An 18,781-nucleotide genomic window follows, 5' to 3' on the forward strand; every position below is an offset into this window, starting at 1 on the left:
GGCCCGACGGCTTGCCGCCCATCTGGCACCAGCCTGACAGCCGTCACTGCAAAACCTTTTACCCGGGAGCAACCCAATGGCCGCCAGCAGCCTGCTGACCCTGATCGATGACATTGCCAGCGTGCTCGACGATGTAGCACTGATGAGCAAGGTCGCCGCCAAGAAAACCGCCGGCGTGCTCGGTGACGACCTGGCGCTGAACGCCCAGCAGGTAGCCGGGGTCAAGGCCGACCGTGAACTGCCGGTGGTCTGGGCGGTGGCCAAAGGCTCGCTGAAGAACAAGGCGATTCTGGTACCGGCAGCACTGCTGATCGGCACCTTTGCGCCCTGGGCGGTGACTCCGCTGCTGATGCTCGGCGGTGCCTACCTGTGCTTCGAGGGTTTTGAAAAGCTTGCGCACAAATACCTGCACAGCCGCGAGGAAGACCGCGCCCGGCATGCCGAACTGAACGCCGCCCTCAACGACCCCGAGCTTGACCTGCTCGCTTTCGAGCAGGACAAGATCCGCGGTGCCGTGCGCACCGACTTCATCCTCTCGGCGGAAATTATCGTCATCACCCTGGGTACGGTAGCCGGTGAGGTTTTTCTCAAGCAGCTCAGTGTGCTGGTGGTGATTGCCCTGGTGATGACCATAGGTGTCTACGGACTGGTGGCGGGCATCGTCAAGCTGGATGACGCCGGCCTGCACCTTTCGGAGCAGCCCGGTGACAGTCTGCTGCAGCGCAGTCAGCGACAGCTCGGCCACTTACTGCTCAGCGCCGCGCCCTGGCTGATGAAAAGCCTTTCGGTAATAGGTACTGCCGCCATGTTCATGGTCGGCGGCGGCATCCTGATTCACGGCGTCCCGGCCGCCCACCACCTGCTTGAACAGCTAGCCGGCAGTGCGGCCAGCCTGGCGGCCATCGGCCCGCTGCTGGGCATGCTCAGCGCACCCCTGTTCAATGGCCTGGCCGGTGTGCTTGCCGGTGGCCTGGTGTTGTTACTGGTAACAGCCGGCAAGCGGACGCTGACGGCACTCAAGGGCAACCAATAGCCAGCTGTACCTGCACTCAGGTAAATCCCGGGCAGAAAAAAACCGCCCGCAGGCGGTTTTCTGGATGCTGCCAGCGTTACAGCTGCGGCCCGGCGTTGCGGATGGCATCCGACACATCGAACTTCTTGAAGTTTTCGATGAATTGCTGGGCCAGGGCCCTGGCTGCCTCGTCGTAACCTTCCTTGTTGGCCCAGGTGTTGCGCGGGTTGAGCAAACGGGTCTCCACACCCTCGACGGCCTTGGGCACGTTGAGGTTGATAGTTGGCAAATGCTCGGTTTCGGTGCCGATCAGGGCGCCGCTCTGGATCGCCGCAATAACGCCGCGGGTAGTAGGAATATTGAAGCGTGTGCCTACACCGTAGCCGCCGCCGGTCCAGCCGGTGTTGACCAGATAGACCTTGGAGCCGAAGCCCTTGATGCGCTTGATCAGCAGCTCGGCGTACTCACCGGCCGGACGCGGGAAGAAGGGCGCGCCGAAGCAGGTGGAGAAGGTCGACTTGATGCCGCCGCCACTGCCCATTTCGGTAGAGCCGACCAACGCGGTGTAGCCGGACAGGAAGTGATAGGCCGCCTGCTCTTCGTTGAGGATGGATACCGGCGGCAGTACGCCGGTCAGGTCGCAAGTGAGGAAGATCACAGCGTTCGGCTCGCCGGCCTGATTGGCCACCACGCGCTTCTCTACCAGTTCCAGCGGGTAAGCGGCGCGGCTGTTCTGCGTCAGACTGTCGTCGGTGTAATCCGGCACGCGGTTTTCATCGAGCACGACGTTTTCCAGCACGGCGCCGAACTGGATGGCTTTCCAGATCACCGGCTCGTTTTTTGCCGACAGGTCGATGCACTTGGCGTAGCAGCCGCCCTCGATGTTGAACACTGTGCCCACGCCCCAGCCGTGCTCGTCGTCACCGATCAGGTAACGGCTTTCATCGGCCGACAGGGTGGTCTTGCCAGTGCCGGACAGTCCGAAGAACAGCGTGGTGTCGCCGTCTTCGCCAACGTTGGCGGCGCAGTGCATTGGCAGAACGTCGGCATCCGGCAGCAGGAAGTTCTGCACCGAGAACATGGCTTTCTTCATTTCACCGGCGTAACGCATACCGGCCAGCAATACCTTCCTGGCAGCGAAATTGATAATCACGCAACCATCGGAGTTGGTGCCGTCACGCTCGGGCTCGCAAACGAAGTTGGCCACATTGAGGACCTGCCATTCGGCCTTGTCCGCCGGATTGTATTTGGCCGGATTGATGAACAGGCAACGGCCAAACAGGTTCTGCCAGGCAGTCTGGGTGGTCATCTTCACCGGCAGGTAGTGGGCTGCCGCCGCACCTACATGCACATGGGAAACGAAGTGATCCTGACGCTGGTTGAATTCCTCGACGCGCGCCCACAGGGCATCGAACTTGTCGGCAGGGAATGGCCGGTTGATGCTGCCCCAGGCGATCGAGCCTTGGGTACCGGGCTCTTCCACAATGTACCGATCAGCTGGCGAGCGACCCGTGCGGTGTCCGGTACGGACGACCAGGGAGCCGTTGGCGGCCAGTTCACCTTCGTTACGGCGAAGGGCTTGCTCAATCAACTGGGCGGCGCTGATATCGATGTATTGAGTGGCTTGCGTCATGTGGTCCTCGTCGGCGTGAGCCGAGTCCTCCAAGCAAAAAGGTAGTCATCCACTGGGAATCACTACAACGAAGAAAAAGAGCGCGCGATTATGTCAGAAAGGCGCACTTTAGTAAAAAAGCCTCAATGCCGCGTGCTAGAGGCCTGCTGGCTGCCACCGCCAGAAAACAGCTGGGCAATATCCGCCGCGTCGAAGGCATAGCGCTGGTTGCAGAACTGGCAATCAATCACTACTTCACCGGCACTTTCCCCGAGCAGTGCCTCGGCATCCTGCTGGCCCAGGCTGGCCAGGGCATTCAGCGAGCGCTCCCGCGAGCAACTGCAGCGAAACTCCAGCGGCTGCGGCTCGAACAGGCGTACCACTTCTTCGTGATACAGGCGATGCAACACGGTCTGGTTGTCCAGCCCGAGCATTTCTTCGGCGCGCAGGGTGTCCGCCAGCGTGGTCAGGTGCTGCCAGTTGGCGGCGCGCTCCTCGGGATCACGCAACTGTTCGGCCGGCAAGGCCTGCAACAGCAGGCCGCGGGCCAGCCGGCTACCATCGGCGTACAGCCAGAAACGCGTCGGTAGTTGCTCGGAATTGGTAAAATAGCTGCTCAGGCAGTCCGCCAGGGTTTCGCCATCCAGCGCCACAATCCCCTGGTAACGCTGGCCCTGGCGCGGATCAACGGTCAGCGCCAGAGCGCCATCCGGCATCAGTTCGCGCAGACTGGCGCCGTCAACCAGCTGCTCGGCGTGATAACGGGCAATCGCGCGCACCTCGCGCTCACTGGAGCACTCGACCATCAGCAATGGTATGGCGCCGGAGGAACTGGCCTGCAGCACCAGCAGGCCATCGAATTTCAGTGTGCCGACCAGCAACGTAGCCGCTGCCAGCAATTCACCGAGCAGCTGCCCCACCACCGGGGGATAGCTGTGTTTGGCCAGCACATGCACATAACTCTGCTCGAGCGCGGTCAACTCGCCACGCACATCGCTGTCTTCAAACAGAAAACGCTGGGTGAAATCGGACATGCCGTATTCGCCTTGCTCAAAATGGCCGCCGATTTTAGGGGTAAAGCCGCTTTCGACCAAGTCCCGGTCGTCAATCCGTGACAATGACTGCCGCTACGCATCCTGCCCGCCACGAAACTGCTGAAGCTGACGGCGCTGTTTCTTGCTCGGCCGGCCATCGGTCTGCACGCCCAGCGCCCCCGCCTTGCGCAGGGCCGCCGCTGCCTCGCGGCGGGTCTGACTGTCCGCCGTTTCCTCATACAGCAACTGGGCCTGCGCGGCGCCACGGCGCACCGCCGACAGTTCGCGGACTATCACACTGCGCTCATCAAAGCCCTGGCGGATCTGGTATTCATCACCCACACGGGGCTCCTTGCCCGGTTTGCAGCGCTCGCCGCGACAGTGCACTTTGCCGCCCTCGATGGCCTCCTTGGCCAGCGCGCGGGTCTTGAAAAAACGTGCCGCCCAGAGCCATTTGTCCAGGCGGATTTTTTCCGCGCCCTCACCACTCATACATGGCACTCCTGATAGCATCTGGCACCATCATGCCTGATGCCAACCCAGGGCATGTCGTCTAGACTCAAATGTCCGCATCCGGATAAATACCTTGAAAACCTTTGATCAGCTCTGCGTGGTCGGCCTCAACGAGTGGATTGACCTGCCCGCCCTCGGAATGATTGGCTTGCGCGCAAAAATAGATACTGGCGCCAGCACTTCCTGCCTGCATGCCAGCGATATCCAGCCATTCCAGCGCGATGGCAAGGACTGGGTGCGTTTCAGTGCCCATTTCGGCACGCTGGTGCAGCGCAGGCACCCCTGCGAAGCGCAGGTAGTCGCAGTAAAGACCATCAAGAGCTCCAATGGCCAGACGCAGAGCCGCTACGTGATCCTCACGACCCTGGCGCTGGGCGACCGCGTGTGGCCAGTCAACTTCACCCTGGCCTGCCGCAAGAGCATGCAATATCGCGTGCTGCTCGGCGCCAAGGCCCTGGTTGCCGGTCAACTGGTGGTCAATCCGGCGCTGAAGTATGTGCAAGAAAAACCGCTTTCCTACTCCTCCAGCCTTTCCACAGGTACCCCATGAAAATCGCCATACTGTCTCGCAACCCACGCCTGTATTCGACCAGACGCCTGGTCGAGGCCGGAACCCAGCGCGGCCATGAAATGGTGGTGATCGATACCCTGCGTGCCTACATGAACATCGCCAGTCACAAGCCGCAGATCCACTATCGCGGGCAACCTCTGGAGGGCTTCGATGCAGTAATCCCGCGAATCGGCGCCTCCGTGACCTTCTATGGCTGCGCCGTGCTGCGCCAGTTCGAAATGATGGGCGTGTTTCCGCTCAACGAGTCGGTCGCCATCAGCCGCTCGCGCGACAAGCTGCGCTCGTTACAACTGCTGTCGCGCAAGGGCATCGGCTTGCCGGTGACCGGCTTCGCCCACTCCCCGGACGATATCGAGGATCTGATTCGCATGGTCAGCGGCGCGCCGCTGGTGATCAAGGTACTCGAAGGCACTCAGGGCATTGGCGTGGTCCTCTGCGAAACGGAACAGGCTGCCGAGTCGGTGATCGAGGCCTTTATGGGCCTCAAGCAGAACATCATGGTGCAGGAATACATCAAGGAATCCGGCGGCGCCGACATTCGCTGTCTGGTGGTCGGTGACAAGGTCATCGCGGCGATGAAGCGTCAGGCCAAGCCCGGCGAATTCCGCTCCAACCTGCACCGCGGCGGCAGTGCCAGCCTGATCCGTATCACCCCGGAAGAACGCTCCACCGCCATCCGCGCCGCCAAGATCATGGGCCTGTCGGTGGCCGGGGTGGATATCCTGCGCTCCAACCACGGCCCTCTGGTGATGGAAGTGAACTCCTCACCCGGTCTGGAAGGCATTGAAGTAACCACCGGCCGCGATGTCGCCGGGCTGGTGATCGCTTATCTGGAAAAAAATGCCGCGCCCGACCGTACCCGCACCCGCGGCCGGGGTTGAGCCGCCAGGCACTTTCCCGACCGCGCGGCAGACTGCGCGCGCAGCAGAAACCGCTTAGCCCTGACCGGCTTCGCGCGGCAGCAGCAGACCCAGCGGTAGACAGACCCGCGCTTCCAGACCACCGCCGGCACGGTTGCGCAACTCGACATTGCCGCCGTGCAGCGCCGCTATCCGCCGCACAATCGCCAACCCCAGTCCCGAGCCCTTGCCGCCTCGGGCACTGTCCCCGCGAATGAACGGGTTGAACAGCGCCTCCAGCTCGGCCGCGTTCAGGCCCGGCCCGCGATCCAGCACACTGAGCACCAGATACGGCGCGGTACGTCCGCCCTCCACTGCAGCGGCCACTTCGACCCCTTCACCGCCATAGTGCAGCGCATTGTCGATCAGGTTGACCAGCAGCCGCTTCATCGACACCCGTCGCAGCGGCAGCCTGGGCAGCGTATCCAGGCACAGACGCACCTTCTCTTCGGGGTGGTTGTACGGCGCGACGCTCTCGCGGATCAGTGCCGCCAGATCCAGCTCTTCCAGTGGCTCGTCACTGCCATCCCGGATAAAGGCCAGAAACTGATCGAGAATCGCATCCATATCCTCGATATCACGCACCATCTCGGCAGCCAGCTCGGCATCGCCCTGGACGAATTCCAAGGCCAGACGCAGACGGGTCAAGGGGGTGCGCAGATCGTGGGAAACGCCGGCGAGCATCAGTTCACGCTCGCGCCCGGCCCGCTCGACATCCTCGGCCATCTGGTTGAAGGCGCGGTATACCTCGGTAATTTCATGGGGCGAATCGGTCGTCGGCAGCCGCACACTGCGGCCCTTGCCGAATTCCCTGGCGGCAATCACCAGACGCTTGAAGGGTGCGTTCAGCTGGCCGACAAATATCCAGGCGGCGGCAGTCGACAGCAGACCGATACCCAGGAACCAGCCGAGCACACCAAGAATGCGCTCGCCACTCAGTGGAAAGGGGTACAGCGGCACCATCACCCAGTCCGGCCCTAGCGAGGGCGCATAGACCCAGAGCGCCGACTGTCCATGCATACGCAGGCGGGTTTGCGTACTGGGGCCCAGCTCCGTGCGCATCTGCGCAAGAAAAACCCGGCTATAGGGAAAATGCTCCTCGACCTTGGGCAAGGCGTCCAGCGTGACCCGGCGCAAACCGGTGGCGGCGGCAATCTGATCGCGCTGACCGGCATCCGCAGCCCAGAACGCCCGCAAGGTCAGCGCGGCGCCGTGGGTATATTGCCGATCCACCAGCATTTCTTCGTTGAGCATCAGGTAGGCAAGGGTCAATGCCTTGGAAAACATGACGACGAAGAGCACCAGCAAGATGATCCGGGCAAAGAAACTTTGCGGAAACCACCCGGGCATCTTCATGAAAGGCGGACCACCCACAGCGCAATTGAAAAACACACCGCCTGCCGCGAATTACCCGCTGCAGGCAGTGTGTTGTATCGGTCGGAGCAATGCATTATTCGCCGGATGCCTTGGCACCATCCGGCACGAACACATAGCCCACGCCCCAGACCGTCTGGATATAGCGCGGCTTCGCCGGATCAGGTTCGATCATCCGCCGCAGACGTGAAATCTGTACGTCGATCGAGCGCTCCAGCGCATCCCACTCACGACCGCGCGCCAGACTCATCAGCTTGTCGCGGGTCAGCGGCTCGCGGGCATGTTGCACCAGCGCCTTGAGCACCGCGAACTCGCCGGTGGTCAGCATATGCATCTGGTCACCCTTTTTCAGCTCGCGGGTGCCGAGGAACAGGCTGTATTCGCCAAAAGTCACCACATCGTCATCACCCGCCGGCGCACCCGGCACCTGGGGCGCCTGACGGCGCAACACCGCCTTGATGCGGGCCAGCAGTTCGCGCGGGTTGAACGGTTTGGACAGGTAGTCGTCGGCACCACCCTCCAGACCCTGAATGCGACTGGCTTCATCACCCTTGGCGGTGAGCATGATGATCGGCATCTGGTTGTCGGTGCTGCGCAAGCGGCGGCAGGCCGACATGCCATCCTCGCCGGGCAGCATCAGGTCAAGTACCAGCAGATTGAAGATTTCCCGCGACAACAGGCGATCCATCTGTTCGGTGTTTTCCACCGACCGCACCCGATAGCCTTCTTCACTGAGGAAGCGCTCAAGCAGGCTGCGCAAGCGGGCATCGTCATCGACGATGAGGATCTTTTCGCCTTCAACCGCTGTAGAACTGTTCATGAACTCTCCTTGATTCAATACGCCGGGCATTATTACCCAAGGCCGGCGGCATAACGCTGCTGCATTGTTAGCAGATTTTTCCCCGATGATAGCCTGCAGCCAATCAGCCTGCGCTTATAATGCCCCGACTTTTCCTTCGGCACCCCTGGCTTGTCGAAATTCTTTTTTAATTCAGGTAGTTGAATGAACAGCATCAACCAGCGCATCGCCGCCGAACTCTCGGCTCTTTCCAGCACTCCGGTGTTACCGCAGCAAGTGGCCGCGACCATCGCCCTGCTCGACGAAGGCTCGACCGTGCCGTTCATTTCGCGCTACCGCAAGGAAGTCACCGGCAGTCTGGATGACACCCAGCTGCGCATGCTCGAGGAGCGTTTGCGCTACCTGCGCGAACTGGACGAGCGTCGTGCCAGCATCCTCGCCAGCATCGAAGAGCAGGGCAAACTGACCGCCGAACTGACCCGCGAGATCAATCAGGCGGAAACCAAGACCCGTCTGGAAGATCTGTACCTGCCGTACAAACTGAAGCGCCGCACCAAGGGCCAGATTGCCCTGGAGGCCGGCCTTGGCGAGCTGGCCGACCGTCTGTTCAATGATCCGACGCTGGATCCGGAAACCACCGCCGCCGGCTTTATCAGCGCCGACAAGGGAGTGGCCGACGCCAAGGCGGCGCTGGATGGCGCCAAGTACATCCTCATGGAACGCTTTGCCGAGGACGCCAGTCTGCTCGAGCAGCTGCGCAACTTTATGCAGCAGGAAGCCACCCTCAGCGCCCGCGTGGTTGCCGGCAAGGAGCAGGAAGGCGCCAAGTTCAGTGACTACTTCGAGCACGACGAGCCGTTCAAAAGCGCTCCCTCGCACCGCGCCCTGGCGATTTTCCGTGGCCGTAACGAAGGCGTACTCAGCGCCAGCCTCAAGGTCGGCGACGAAGCCCCGGGCAGCATGCACCCCGGTGAAGGCATGATCGCCGCACGCTTCGGCATCGAAAACCGCGGCCGCGCCGCCGACAAATGGCTCAGCGAAGTGGTGCGCTGGACCTGGAAGGTCAAGCTCTACACCCATCTGGAAACCGACCTGTTCGGCAGCCTGCGCGAGCAGGCCGACAGCGAAGCGATCAAGGTCTTTGCGCGCAACCTCAATGACCTGCTGCTGGCCGCCCCGGCCGGCCGGCACACCACCCTCGGCCTCGACCCCGGCCTGCGCACCGGCTGCAAGGTGGCGGTGGTGGATGGCACCGGCAAGCTGCTGGATACCGCCACGGTCTACCCCCACGTACCGCACAACCGCTGGGATGACACCCTCGCCGCGCTCGGCAAGCTGTGCGCCAAACACCAGGTCAAGCTGATCGCCATCGGCAACGGCACCGCCAGCCGCGAAACCGACAAGCTGGCCATCGACCTGATCAAGCTGCTGCCGAATCTGAAAATGAGCAAAGTCATGGTCAGCGAGGCCGGTGCCTCGGTGTACTCGGCCTCGGAACTGGCCGCCAAGGAGTTCCCCGATCTCGACGTGACCCTGCGCGGCGCAGTGTCCATCGCCCGGCGCCTGCAGGACCCGCTGGCCGAGCTGGTGAAGATCGAACCCAAGTCGATCGGCGTTGGCCAGTACCAGCACGATGTGTCGCAGCTGCAACTGGCACGCTCGCTGGAAGCGGTGGTGGAAGACTGCGTAAACGCCGTTGGCGTCGACCTGAATACCGCCTCGGCTGCGCTGCTGGCGCGCATCTCCGGCCTCAACAGTACGCTGGCGCAGAACATCGTCGCCCACCGCGACGCCAACGGCGCGTTCAAAAGCCGCGAGGCACTCAAGCAGGTGCCGCGTCTGGGTGAGAAAACCTACGTACTGGCTGCCGGTTTCTTGCGCGTGATGGACGGTGACAACCCGCTGGACGCCTCCGCCGTGCACCCGGAAACCTACCCGCTGGTCGAGCGCATCGCCCGCGACACCGGTCACGATGTGCGCGCACTGATTGGCGACTCAGCCTTTCTCAAGCATCTCGACCCCAGGCAGTTCACCGACGAAACCTTCGGTCTGCCAACGGTGACCGACATCCTCAAGGAGCTGGACAAGCCCGGCCGTGACCCGCGACCGGAGTTCAAGACCGCCGAATTCCAGGAGGGCGTGGAAACCCTGAAAGACCTCAAGCCCGGCATGCTGCTGGAAGGGGTGGTGACCAACGTGACCAACTTCGGCGCCTTCGTCGATATCGGCGTGCATCAGGACGGCCTGGTGCACATCAGTGCGCTGGCGGAAAAATTCGTCAAAGACCCTTACGAAGTGGTCAAGGCCGGCGATATCGTCAAGGTCAAGGTGATGGAGGTGGAGATTCCGCGTAACCGTATCGCCCTGTCCATGCGTCTGTCCGACACCCCCGGCGAGAAAGTCGAAGGCCCGCGCGGCGGCGCTAATCGCGGCAATAGCCCGCGCAGCGAACGGCATTCCAGCCAGGACAAGCCGGCACCGGTCAACGCCGGCATGGCTGCCCTGTTCGCCAATGCCAAGCAGCTGAAAAAGAACTGAGGAGTTGCCCATGGACATGCCACCGAGCTACCGGAGCAGCGCCTTCAACAACATGCTTGGCGCCGAGCTGATCAGCCTGGCCAACGGCCAGTCCGAGGTGCGGCTGCGCATGCGTCCCGAGCTGGGCAATCGTGGTGGCAAACTGCACGGCGGGGCGCTCTTCACCCTGGTGGATATCGCCATGGGCCTGGCCTGCTCGGACAGCCACGGCTTTGATCAGCTCAGTGCCACCCTGGAATGCAAGATCAACTACCTGCGCGCAGTCAGCGACGGCGAGGTAGTCTGCCGCGCCAAGGTGATTCACGCCGGCCGCCGCACCCTGGTGCTGGAGGCTGATGTGCTGCAAGGCGACACATTAGTTGCCAAGGCCCAGGGCACCTTCGCCATGATCAACAGCCCGGCCGGCTAATCCCGCCCCAGGTTTACGATCAGCAGGGTCAGAATGCCCGCGACCAGCCCCCAGAACGCCGAGCCAATACCGAAAAAGCTGACCCCCGAGGCACTGATCATAAAGGTCAGCAAGGCCGCCTCGCGCTCGCGCAGTTCGTACAACGCCACACTCAAACCGTTGCCGATAGAACCGAGCAAGGCAATCGCCGCGATGGACATCAGCAAGGCACTGGGTAACGCGGTAAATAGCGCCACCAGGCTGGCACCGAACAAGCCGACCAGGGCGTAAAACACTCCGCACCAGATCGCCGCCGTATAGCGCTTGGCCGGATCCTCATGGGCGTGCGGGCCGGTACAGATGGCCGCAGTGATAGCCGCCAGATTGAGCCCATGGGCGCCCAGCGGCGCCAGCAGAAACGAGGCGATACCGGTGACACTGAGCAATGGCGAGGCCGGTACCTGGTAGCCGTCGGCACGCAACACCGCCAGTCCGGGAATGTTCTGCGAGGCCATGGCCACCACAAACAGCGGCAGACCAATACTGACAATCGCACTCAGGGAGAAACCCGGCGTGGTCCACTGCGGGCTGGCCAACTCCAGCGGCACGGCCGACAGATCGAGCAGACCCGACAGATAAGCCACAACAGTGCCCACCAGCAGCGCCGCCAGCACCGCGTAACGCGGCTGCCAGCGCTTGAGCAGCAAGTAGCCGAGCAACATCGCCAATACCAGTTCGCTGTGTGCCTGCAGCGCCGGAAAAATCTCACTGGCAATGCGGAACAGAATCCCCGCCAGCAAGGCCGAAGCCAGCGAAGCCGGCAACCGGCGCATCAGCCGCTCGAAGCTGCCGGTGACGCCGACCAGAATCAGCAGCAGCGCACAGACCAGATAGGCACCAATCGCCTCACTGAACGGCACACCGGGCAAACTGCTGATCAGCAAGGCCGCACCCGGCGTCGAAAAGGCCACCACCACCGGCTGGCGATAACGCAGGGACAGGCCAATGGTGCACACCGCCATGCCCAGCGATAACGCCCAGATCCACGACGTGATCAAGCCGCTGTCCAGACCTGCCGCCTGTCCCGCCTGAAAAATCAGCACCATGCCGCTGGTATGTCCGACCAGCATGGCTATAAAGCCGGCAACCAGTGCCGACAAGGAACTGTCAGCAAGAAAGCGTGGCAGTTTGAATTGGCCCACCCGGCAACTCCTGGTCACTCGATGACGATAGAAAGCGCGAGGGTAGCAGCAGTGCGGGGCGGAAAAACAGCGGGCAGCCGATTCTCTGCCTGACGGCACAACAGACTTGTAGAGTGCCGCAACTGCCCCCATATTGTTCGGCCAACGGTCAAGGAGCTCACCGTGAGCGATCTTTTCAACCGCCGCCTGACACTACTCGGCGCACCTGACAATCTGTCCCTGTTGCGCCAGTGCCTGCACGGCATCGAACGCGAATGCCTGCGTGTCCAGGGCGATGGCCGGTTGGCCATGACGCCGCACCCTGCAGCACTGGGCTCGGCACTGACCAATGCCCAGATCACCACTGATTATTCCGAGTCGCTGCTGGAGTTCATCACGCCGACCGAAACCGATCCGGCAGAAACCCTGGCGGACCTGGAGCGCATTCACCGTTTTGCCTACAGCAAGCTGGGTGATGAATACCTGTGGAGTCCGTCGATGCCCGGCCCGCTGCCGGCCGAAGACGATATTCCGATTGCCCGTTATGGCGATTCGAATATCGGCAAGCTGAAGTATGTCTATCGCAAGGGCCTGGCCCTGCGCTATGGCAGAACCATGCAATGCATTGCCGGCATTCACTACAACTTCTCCGTTCCCGAAGCCCTGTGGCCGGTCCTGCAGGCGGCTGAAGACGACCACAGCAGTAGCTGCGACTATCAATCCGCCAGCTATATCGCGCTGATCCGCAACTTCCGCCGTTACAGCTGGCTGTTGATGTACCTGTTCGGTGCTTCACCAGCACTCGATGCCGCCTTCCTGCGCGGCCGTCCCCATGACCTGCAACAGCTGGATGCCGATACGCTGTACCTGCCCTGGGCTACCAGCCTGCGCATGAGTGATCTGGGCTACCAGAGCAATGCCCAGGCCGGCCTGACGCCCTGCTACAACGATCTGGCCAGCTATACCAGCAGCTTGCGCCAGGCCGTCGCCACCCCTTACCCGCCCTACGTAGCCGCCGGCACGCACAGCGACGGGGAATGGCAGCAGCTCAACACCAGCATTCTGCAGATCGAGAACGAGTACTACTCGAGCATTCGCCCCAAGCGTGTGGTGCACAGCGGCGAGCGACCGATTCAGGCCCTGCTGGCCCGCGGCGTGCAATACGTGGAGGTTCGCTGCCTCGACATCAATCCGTTCCTGCCGCTGGGCATCGACCTCGAAGAGGCACGCTTCCTCGATGCCTTCCTGCTGTTCTGTGCACTGGAAGAAAGCCCGACCCTCGGCGGCATAGAGTGCCGGGACTGCACCAACAACTTCCTCAAGGTCGTCACCGAAGGCCGCCGGCCGGGGCTGCATCTGCAGAGCGATGGCGGCGAGGTACTTTTGCAGGACTGGGCCAACCGGTTGCTTGAGCGCATTGCCGCTGTCGCCAACCTGCTCGATCGGGGTCAGCCCCAGGCACCACACGGCAAGGCCCTGCAGGCACAGCGCGACAAGGTCAGCGATCCCGGCCTGACACCCTCGGCACAAATATTGAACAGCCTGCGCGAGAATCAGGAAAGCTTTACCCGCTTTGCCCTGCGCCAGAGTCTGCAACATGCCCGCTATTTCCGTAGCCAGCCACTGAGCCCCGAGCAGCAGCAAAACTACGAAGCGCTCGCCAGTCAGTCGCTGGCCCAGCAGGCCGAAATCGAACAGAGTGACTCGATACCCTTCGATGCCTTTGTTGCCGCTTATCAGGCCAGCATTACCGGCTAGCCGGACGCGCCGGGTAAAACGCCTAGTGCGTCACATATCTGATGCCTGCCGACCGGCCAGGCGTCAGGCACGGTTATTCTGCAATCATCACAACATGATGAGCCGTGCCATGGGCGACACCAACCATCTCGCCGAAGAAGAGCAGCAGTGGAGCCTGGAAAGCCTGAACAAGGCCTATCAGAAGGGCTATATGGCTGGTCTTACCAGCCACTCGCTGAACCAGCAACCCTATACCGCAGACGTGCTGCAAGCTGCCTGGGAAGCCGGCTGGAGTGACGGCCAGGAGCAGGCCCTGCTGCAGCCGCAATCCAGAAGCGCCTGAGGCAGCCGCTTCCGCTGGCGGCTGCGCTCCGCGCCGAAAGCTTACAAAGCCTTTTCAAACACCTGTGAATTACGCTGGAAGTTGTAGAGGGAGGCTCGTGCCACTGGCATACGCTCGACCGTGCTGGGCTGAAAGCCGCGCTCACGGAACCAGTGGGCGGTACGTGTGGTCAGCACGAACAGCGTCTTGAGGCCCATTTTGCGGGCGCGCTGCTCGATGCGTTCGAGCAGTTCGTCACCGCGGCGACCGTGGCGATATTCCTGCTTGACCGCCAGGCAGGCCAGCTCGCCGGACTGGGAGTCAGGGATCGGGTGTAACGCCGCGCAGGCAATAATCAGCCCGTCGCGCTCGACAATACTGAACTGGCCGATTTCGCGCTCCAGCACATCCCGCGAACGACGCACCAGAATCCCCTGCTCCTCCAGCGGCGTGATCAGATCGATCAGCCCGCCGACATCCTCGATGCTCGCTTCGCGCAAGGACTCGAACTGCTCCTGATCGACCAGCGTGCCGCTGCCGTCCCGGGTGAACAGTTCGGTCAGCAGTGAGCCATCGGTGGCATAGCTGACGATATGGCTGCGCTTGACCCCGTCCCGGCAGGCCTCGGCAGCCGCCTCCAGCAACTCGGCCTGATAGTTGTCAGCCAGGCGCTGCACATGTTTCGACACCTCGTGGGGGCGCAGCTCGCGCACCAGCATGCCCTGCTCATCGAGCAGCCCGGCGTCACTGCCGAACAGCACCAGCTTGTCGGCTTTCAGCTCGATGGCCGCCCGGGTGGCCACGTCTTCACAGGCCAGGTTGAAGGTCTCGCCGGTCGGCGAATAGCCCAGCGGCGACAACAGCACGATGCTGCGCTCGTCCAGCAGGCGGTTGATACCGCGCCGGTCAATGCGCCGGACTTCGCCGGTATGGTGGTAATCCACGCCATCGACCACACCAATCGGCCGGGCCGTGACGAAATTGCCGGAGATCACCCGCAGGCGGGCGCCCTGCATGGGCGAGGACGCCATGTCCATGGAGAAACGCGCCTCGATGGCGATACGCAACCGCCCGACAGCATCCACCACACAGTCCAGCGTTGGTCCGTCAGTGATGCGCAGATTGCGGTAGTAGTGCGCTGTCAGGCCGCGCTCGGCCATACGTACAGCAATCTGCGGACGCGAGCCGATCGCCAGCACCAGCCGCACGCCCAGGCTGTGCAGCAGCACCAGATCTTCCACAATGTTGCCGAAGTTCTCATGCTCGATACCGTCACCCGGCAGCATGACCACAAAAGTGCATTCGCGGTGAGCGTTGATGTAAGGCGTAGCGTGACGCAGCAAATTGACGTAATCGTGCATGAAGAACCCGTCCAGAAAACCTTGATCCCATCCCGCCCGGTGCCGGGCCGGAAGCCAGGGCAAGGGGCCGACCAGGCAACCCTGCCCAATCCCGCCGCATCAACCGGCAGGAGAAATCCGCGCTATCGTCGCAGCAACATTGCGTTCAGGCTCCCTTGAAGTCAGAGACAGTAATGACAGATCAGCTCCCGTAGCACGCGCACGGTCGGTTCGATGGCAGCCAGCTCCAGGTATTCGTCCGGCTGGTGTGCGCAGGCAATATCACCAGGGCCCAGCACCACAGTCTCGCAGCCAAGCTGCTGAAGATACGGTGCTTCGGTGGCGAAGGCCACCGCTTCTGCTGTGTGCCCGGTCAGGCGCTCGGCTATGCGCACCAGTTCGCAATCGGCAGCCTGCTCGAACGGCGGCACGCTGGAAAACAACGGCGAATAATCCAAGCGTACCTGGTAGCGCTCCGCCAGTGGTTGCAACTTCTGCCGGATCGCCTCGCGCAACTGTTGCGGATCCATGCCCGGCAGGGGGCGCAAATCGAACTCCAGGGAGCACTGGCCACAGATCCGGTTGGGGTTGTCGCCGCCATGGATACAGCCGAAATTGAGCGTTGGCTGTGGCACGCTGAATTGCGGATTACTGTACTGCGCCTGCCATTGCCGGCGCAGCCCGATCAGTTCGCCAATGCTTGCATGCATGGCTTCCAGCGCGCTGTGGCCAAGGCCGGGGTCGGAGGAGTGTCCGCTCTGGCCGAGGATATCGATGCGCTCCATCATGATGCCCTTGTGCATGCGAATCGGCCGCAAGCCGGTCGGCTCGCCAACCACTGCGGCACGCCCAAGCGGCTTGCCGGCAGCGGCCAGGGCGCGGGCCCCAGACATCGAGCTTTCTTCGTCACAGGTCGCCAGGATCAGCAACGGCTGACGAAAATCATGCTCCAGCAGGCCCTGCACGGCCTCGATCACCAACGCAAAAAAGCCCTTCATGTCGCAACTGCCCAAACCGTACCAGCGACCATCGCGCTCGCTCAGAAGCAGTGGATCGGAGCGCCACAAAGCCTCGTCAAACGGCACCGTATCGCTATGCCCGGCCAGCACCAGCCCGCCCGGCCCGCTACCGCGAATTGCCAGCAGATTGAATTTTCCGGGGGCGACCTGCTGCAGCTCGCAACGGAACCCCAGCAGATCCAGCCACTCGGCCAGCAGCTCGACCACCGGACGATTGGACTGGTCCAGCGCAGGCTGGGTACAGCTTACCGAGGGCGCGGCCAGCAGCGCGGCGAAGCGGTGTTGCAGGGAAGGAACAGACATCGGCAATCTCCGTAAGGCCGACCCCATGATAGGGCCGACGCTTACGGAGAGGGAACCACTGATTGCCGCCGACAGCCCGAAAGCTGCCGGCAAGCACTCAGAGGAAGATGCCGCGCAGAATCAGGAAGAACAGGATCGACAGACCCGCACCGACCGGCAGGGTGATTAACCAGGACATGAAGATCGAGCCGATCACGCCAAGGTTGAGCGCACCGATACCACGGGCTATGCCGACGCCCAGCACCGCGCCCACCAGCGTATGTGTGGTCGAAACCGGCAAGCCGAGTGCAGAGGCGCCCACCACGGTAGTCGCCGCGGCCAGCTCGGCGGCAAAACCGCGGCTAGGGGTCAGCTCGGTGATCTGCTTGCCGATGGTGGCAATTACCTTGTAGCCGTAGGTGGCCAGACCGATCACGATGCCGATGGCACCGAGCAGCAGTATCCAGCCCGGCACCGCACTTTTCGCGCCAGCAACAGCGGTACCGCCGGACTCGATCACGCCGACAATCGCCGCCAGCGGTCCGACCGCATTGGCCACGTCATTGGAACCGTGGGCGAAGGCCATCGAGCAGGCTGTGAACACCATCAGCACGGCGAACACCTTCTCCACGCTGGCATAGTGGAAGTCCTTGTCGGCCTCGATATCAATGTGAATACGGCTGATCAGCACGATACCCAGCAGCATCACCAGGAACCCTATCCCGAGCGCCAGCACCAGGCTCTCGCCACCACTCAGATTCAGGCCGATATGCTTGAGCCCCTTGGACAGGGTTACGATCGCCACCATGAACCCGGTGAGGAACATGTACATCGGCACAAAACGCTTGGCATTGTTGAACGGCTTGTCGGTATTGATGATCAGCTTCTGCACGCTGATAAACAGGCCGAAGGACACCAGCCCGGCAAGTGTCGGGGAAACCACCCAGCTGGCCACAATCGGGCCGACTTCCGACCAGTGCACCGCATCCATCGAGACACCGACTGCGGCAAAACCGATCACGGCACCAACGATGGAGTGCGTAGTCGATACCGGCCATCCCTTGCGCGAAGCAATCAGCAGCCAGGTACCGGCGGCCAGTAGCGCCGACATCATGCCCAGCACCATCAGGTCCGGACTGATCTGACTGGCGTCAACAATGCCGTTCTTGATGGTGTCGGTGACTTCACCACCGGCCAGATAGGCACCGCAGAACTCGAAAATCATGGCGATAAAGATCGCCTGCTTGATCGTCAGTGCGCGCGAACCCACCGAGGTACCCATGGCATTGGCTACATCATTGGCACCCACACCCCAGGCCATGAAAAAACCGAAGGCGCAGGCCAGCAAGAGCAGCAGCGTGCCGTATTCACTAATCATCGACATAAGAAATTACCTTGAGATTCGCAAAAGACTGCCGCTTAGCGCGCCAGCAGCTGTTCCAGCCGATAGCCGACACGCTGCGCGCGGTCCGCTACCTCGCCAATCCAGTTGATGATCTGGTAAAGAAACATCACATCTACCGGAGGTAATTCCTTCTCCACCTTGAACAAGGCCCGCCGCACATCTATCTGTAAATGATCGGTTTCGTTCTCGATAGCATCCAGCTCGGCAATCATGGCTTCCACCAGAGTAGCCTCACGACCGCTGAAACCTGACTCGAGCAATTCATCCAGCTCATTCATGGCTTTCAGCGCCTGGGCGCTGGCATCTACCGTGCGCTGCACATACGTCAGCATCAGCGCGCTGACCGACTCCGGAATGGCCATTTCGCGGCCCAGCATCAGCCCGGCGATGTCCTTGGCGCGATTAGCCACTTTGTCCTGTACACTGAGCAACTCCAGCAAATCCGAGCGTGGCACGGGCAAGAACAGGCTTTTCGGCAGATTTCGCCGAACGCCTTTCTTCAGCACATCCGCTTCCATTTCAAGGCGGGTCATTTGCTGCTGGATTTGTTCAACCATTGCCCAGTCGCCTGCCACAACAGCAGTAAACAGGGGCACCAGGCAGGCAGCACATTCGTGCGCCTTGGCCATATGCTGCTGCATGGGCTTGATTGGCGAACGGCCAAACAGGCTGATAAAAGGATTGGTTGGCATGGGCGTCCCCGATTGAGTTGGTTACCCAGTATAAGCCGCGATTGTTTTTTTCGTAACAAACTC

General features: G+C 61.9%; 17 protein-coding genes. 7 read left to right on the forward strand and 10 right to left on the reverse strand.

Translation table 11 applies throughout. The features are described 5' to 3' along the window. Positions 1 to 76: 76 nt before the first annotated feature. Positions 77 to 1,033, forward strand: coding sequence for a DUF808 domain-containing protein (locus BLT89_RS15370; protein ID WP_090197338.1), 957 nt, complete (start codon positions 77 to 79; stop codon positions 1,031 to 1,033). Between the two features lie 76 nt (positions 1,034 to 1,109). Here the strand turns inward: BLT89_RS15370 and BLT89_RS15375 are convergent, their stop codons facing one another. From BLT89_RS15375 to BLT89_RS15385, 3 genes are all read right to left on the reverse strand, one after another. Continuing rightward, entirely contained in the window at positions 1,110 to 2,645 is a 1,536-nt protein-coding gene (locus BLT89_RS15375) for a phosphoenolpyruvate carboxykinase (RefSeq protein WP_090197342.1), read from the reverse strand. Between the two features lie 122 nt (positions 2,646 to 2,767). Continuing rightward, a complete protein-coding gene (gene hslO, locus BLT89_RS15380; RefSeq protein WP_090199100.1) occupies positions 2,768 to 3,658 on the reverse strand; it encodes an Hsp33 family molecular chaperone HslO in 891 nt (296 codons plus the stop codon). A 93-nt stretch (positions 3,659 to 3,751) separates the two neighbouring features. Beyond that, positions 3,752 to 4,150 carry an RNA-binding S4 domain-containing protein gene (locus BLT89_RS15385; protein ID WP_090197345.1) on the reverse strand — a complete coding sequence of 133 codons (399 nt, stop codon included), beginning with the start codon at positions 4,148 to 4,150 and terminating at the stop codon, positions 3,752 to 3,754. A 94-nt stretch (positions 4,151 to 4,244) separates the two neighbouring features. Between BLT89_RS15385 and rimB the strand changes: the two genes are divergently transcribed. Together rimB and rimK are read left to right on the forward strand one after the other, a co-directional pair. Continuing rightward, positions 4,245 to 4,721, forward strand: a complete 477-nt coding sequence (rimB, locus tag BLT89_RS15390; RefSeq protein ID WP_090197348.1) for a retropepsin-like aspartic endopeptidase RimB — start codon at positions 4,245 to 4,247, stop codon at positions 4,719 to 4,721. After that, on the forward strand, positions 4,718 to 5,623 hold the full coding sequence (rimK, locus tag BLT89_RS15395; RefSeq protein ID WP_090197351.1) for a 30S ribosomal protein S6--L-glutamate ligase: 906 nt from the start codon (positions 4,718 to 4,720) through the stop codon (positions 5,621 to 5,623). Before rimB ends, rimK begins: the two co-directional genes overlap by 4 nt. 54 nt (positions 5,624 to 5,677) lie before the next feature. Here the strand turns inward: rimK and BLT89_RS15400 are convergent, their stop codons facing one another. Both BLT89_RS15400 and ompR read right to left on the reverse strand, forming a co-directional pair. Next, on the reverse strand, positions 5,678 to 6,997 hold the full coding sequence (locus BLT89_RS15400; protein ID WP_090199103.1) for an ATP-binding protein: 1,320 nt from the start codon (positions 6,995 to 6,997) through the stop codon (positions 5,678 to 5,680). A 94-nt stretch (positions 6,998 to 7,091) separates the two neighbouring features. After that, positions 7,092 to 7,835: an osmolarity response regulator transcription factor OmpR gene (gene ompR / locus BLT89_RS15405; RefSeq protein ID WP_090197354.1), complete on the reverse strand. Its 744-nt coding sequence runs from the start codon at positions 7,833 to 7,835 to the stop codon at positions 7,092 to 7,094. A 183-nt stretch (positions 7,836 to 8,018) separates the two neighbouring features. On the opposite strand from ompR, the gene BLT89_RS15410 reads away from it, so the two are divergent. Further along, positions 8,019 to 10,352, forward strand: a complete 2,334-nt coding sequence (locus tag BLT89_RS15410; RefSeq protein WP_090197357.1) for a Tex family protein — start codon at positions 8,019 to 8,021, stop codon at positions 10,350 to 10,352. Positions 10,353 to 10,362: 10 nt separating this feature from the next. Then, entirely contained in the window at positions 10,363 to 10,761 is a 399-nt protein-coding gene (locus BLT89_RS15415; RefSeq protein WP_090197360.1) for a PaaI family thioesterase, read from the forward strand. On the opposite strand, the gene BLT89_RS15420 is transcribed toward BLT89_RS15415, so the two are convergent. Next, positions 10,758 to 11,942: a benzoate/H(+) symporter BenE family transporter gene (locus BLT89_RS15420; RefSeq protein ID WP_231975033.1), complete on the reverse strand. Its 1,185-nt coding sequence runs from the start codon at positions 11,940 to 11,942 to the stop codon at positions 10,758 to 10,760. The two genes, BLT89_RS15415 and BLT89_RS15420, sit on opposite strands and share 4 nt — an antisense overlap. 162 nt (positions 11,943 to 12,104) lie before the next feature. Between BLT89_RS15420 and gshA the strand changes: the two genes are divergently transcribed. Together gshA and rmf are read left to right on the forward strand one after the other, a co-directional pair. Next, positions 12,105 to 13,679 (forward strand): glutamate--cysteine ligase, encoded by a 1,575-nt coding sequence (gshA, locus tag BLT89_RS15425; protein WP_090197364.1) that lies wholly within the window; start codon positions 12,105 to 12,107, stop codon positions 13,677 to 13,679. A 109-nt stretch (positions 13,680 to 13,788) separates the two neighbouring features. Continuing rightward, positions 13,789 to 14,001, forward strand: coding sequence for a ribosome modulation factor (rmf, locus tag BLT89_RS15430; RefSeq protein WP_090197366.1), 213 nt, complete (start codon positions 13,789 to 13,791; stop codon positions 13,999 to 14,001). A gap of 41 nt (positions 14,002 to 14,042) precedes the next feature. Here the strand turns inward: rmf and argA are convergent, their stop codons facing one another. From argA to BLT89_RS15450, 4 genes are all read right to left on the reverse strand, one after another. Next, entirely contained in the window at positions 14,043 to 15,341 is a 1,299-nt protein-coding gene (gene argA / locus BLT89_RS15435; RefSeq protein WP_090197368.1) for an amino-acid N-acetyltransferase, read from the reverse strand. A 161-nt stretch (positions 15,342 to 15,502) separates the two neighbouring features. Next, a complete protein-coding gene (gene argE / locus BLT89_RS15440; protein ID WP_090197371.1) occupies positions 15,503 to 16,642 on the reverse strand; it encodes an acetylornithine deacetylase in 1,140 nt (379 codons plus the stop codon). 97 nt (positions 16,643 to 16,739) lie between these two features. Then, positions 16,740 to 18,005 carry an inorganic phosphate transporter gene (locus tag BLT89_RS15445; protein ID WP_090197374.1) on the reverse strand — a complete coding sequence of 422 codons (1,266 nt, stop codon included), beginning with the start codon at positions 18,003 to 18,005 and terminating at the stop codon, positions 16,740 to 16,742. Between the two features lie 35 nt (positions 18,006 to 18,040). Further along, entirely contained in the window at positions 18,041 to 18,718 is a 678-nt protein-coding gene (locus BLT89_RS15450) for a TIGR00153 family protein (protein WP_090197377.1), read from the reverse strand. Positions 18,719 to 18,781: the final 63 nt, after the last annotated feature.

Source organism: Pseudomonas pohangensis, from assembly GCF_900105995.1.
GTDB lineage: Bacteria > Pseudomonadota > Gammaproteobacteria > Pseudomonadales > Pseudomonadaceae > Aquipseudomonas > Aquipseudomonas pohangensis.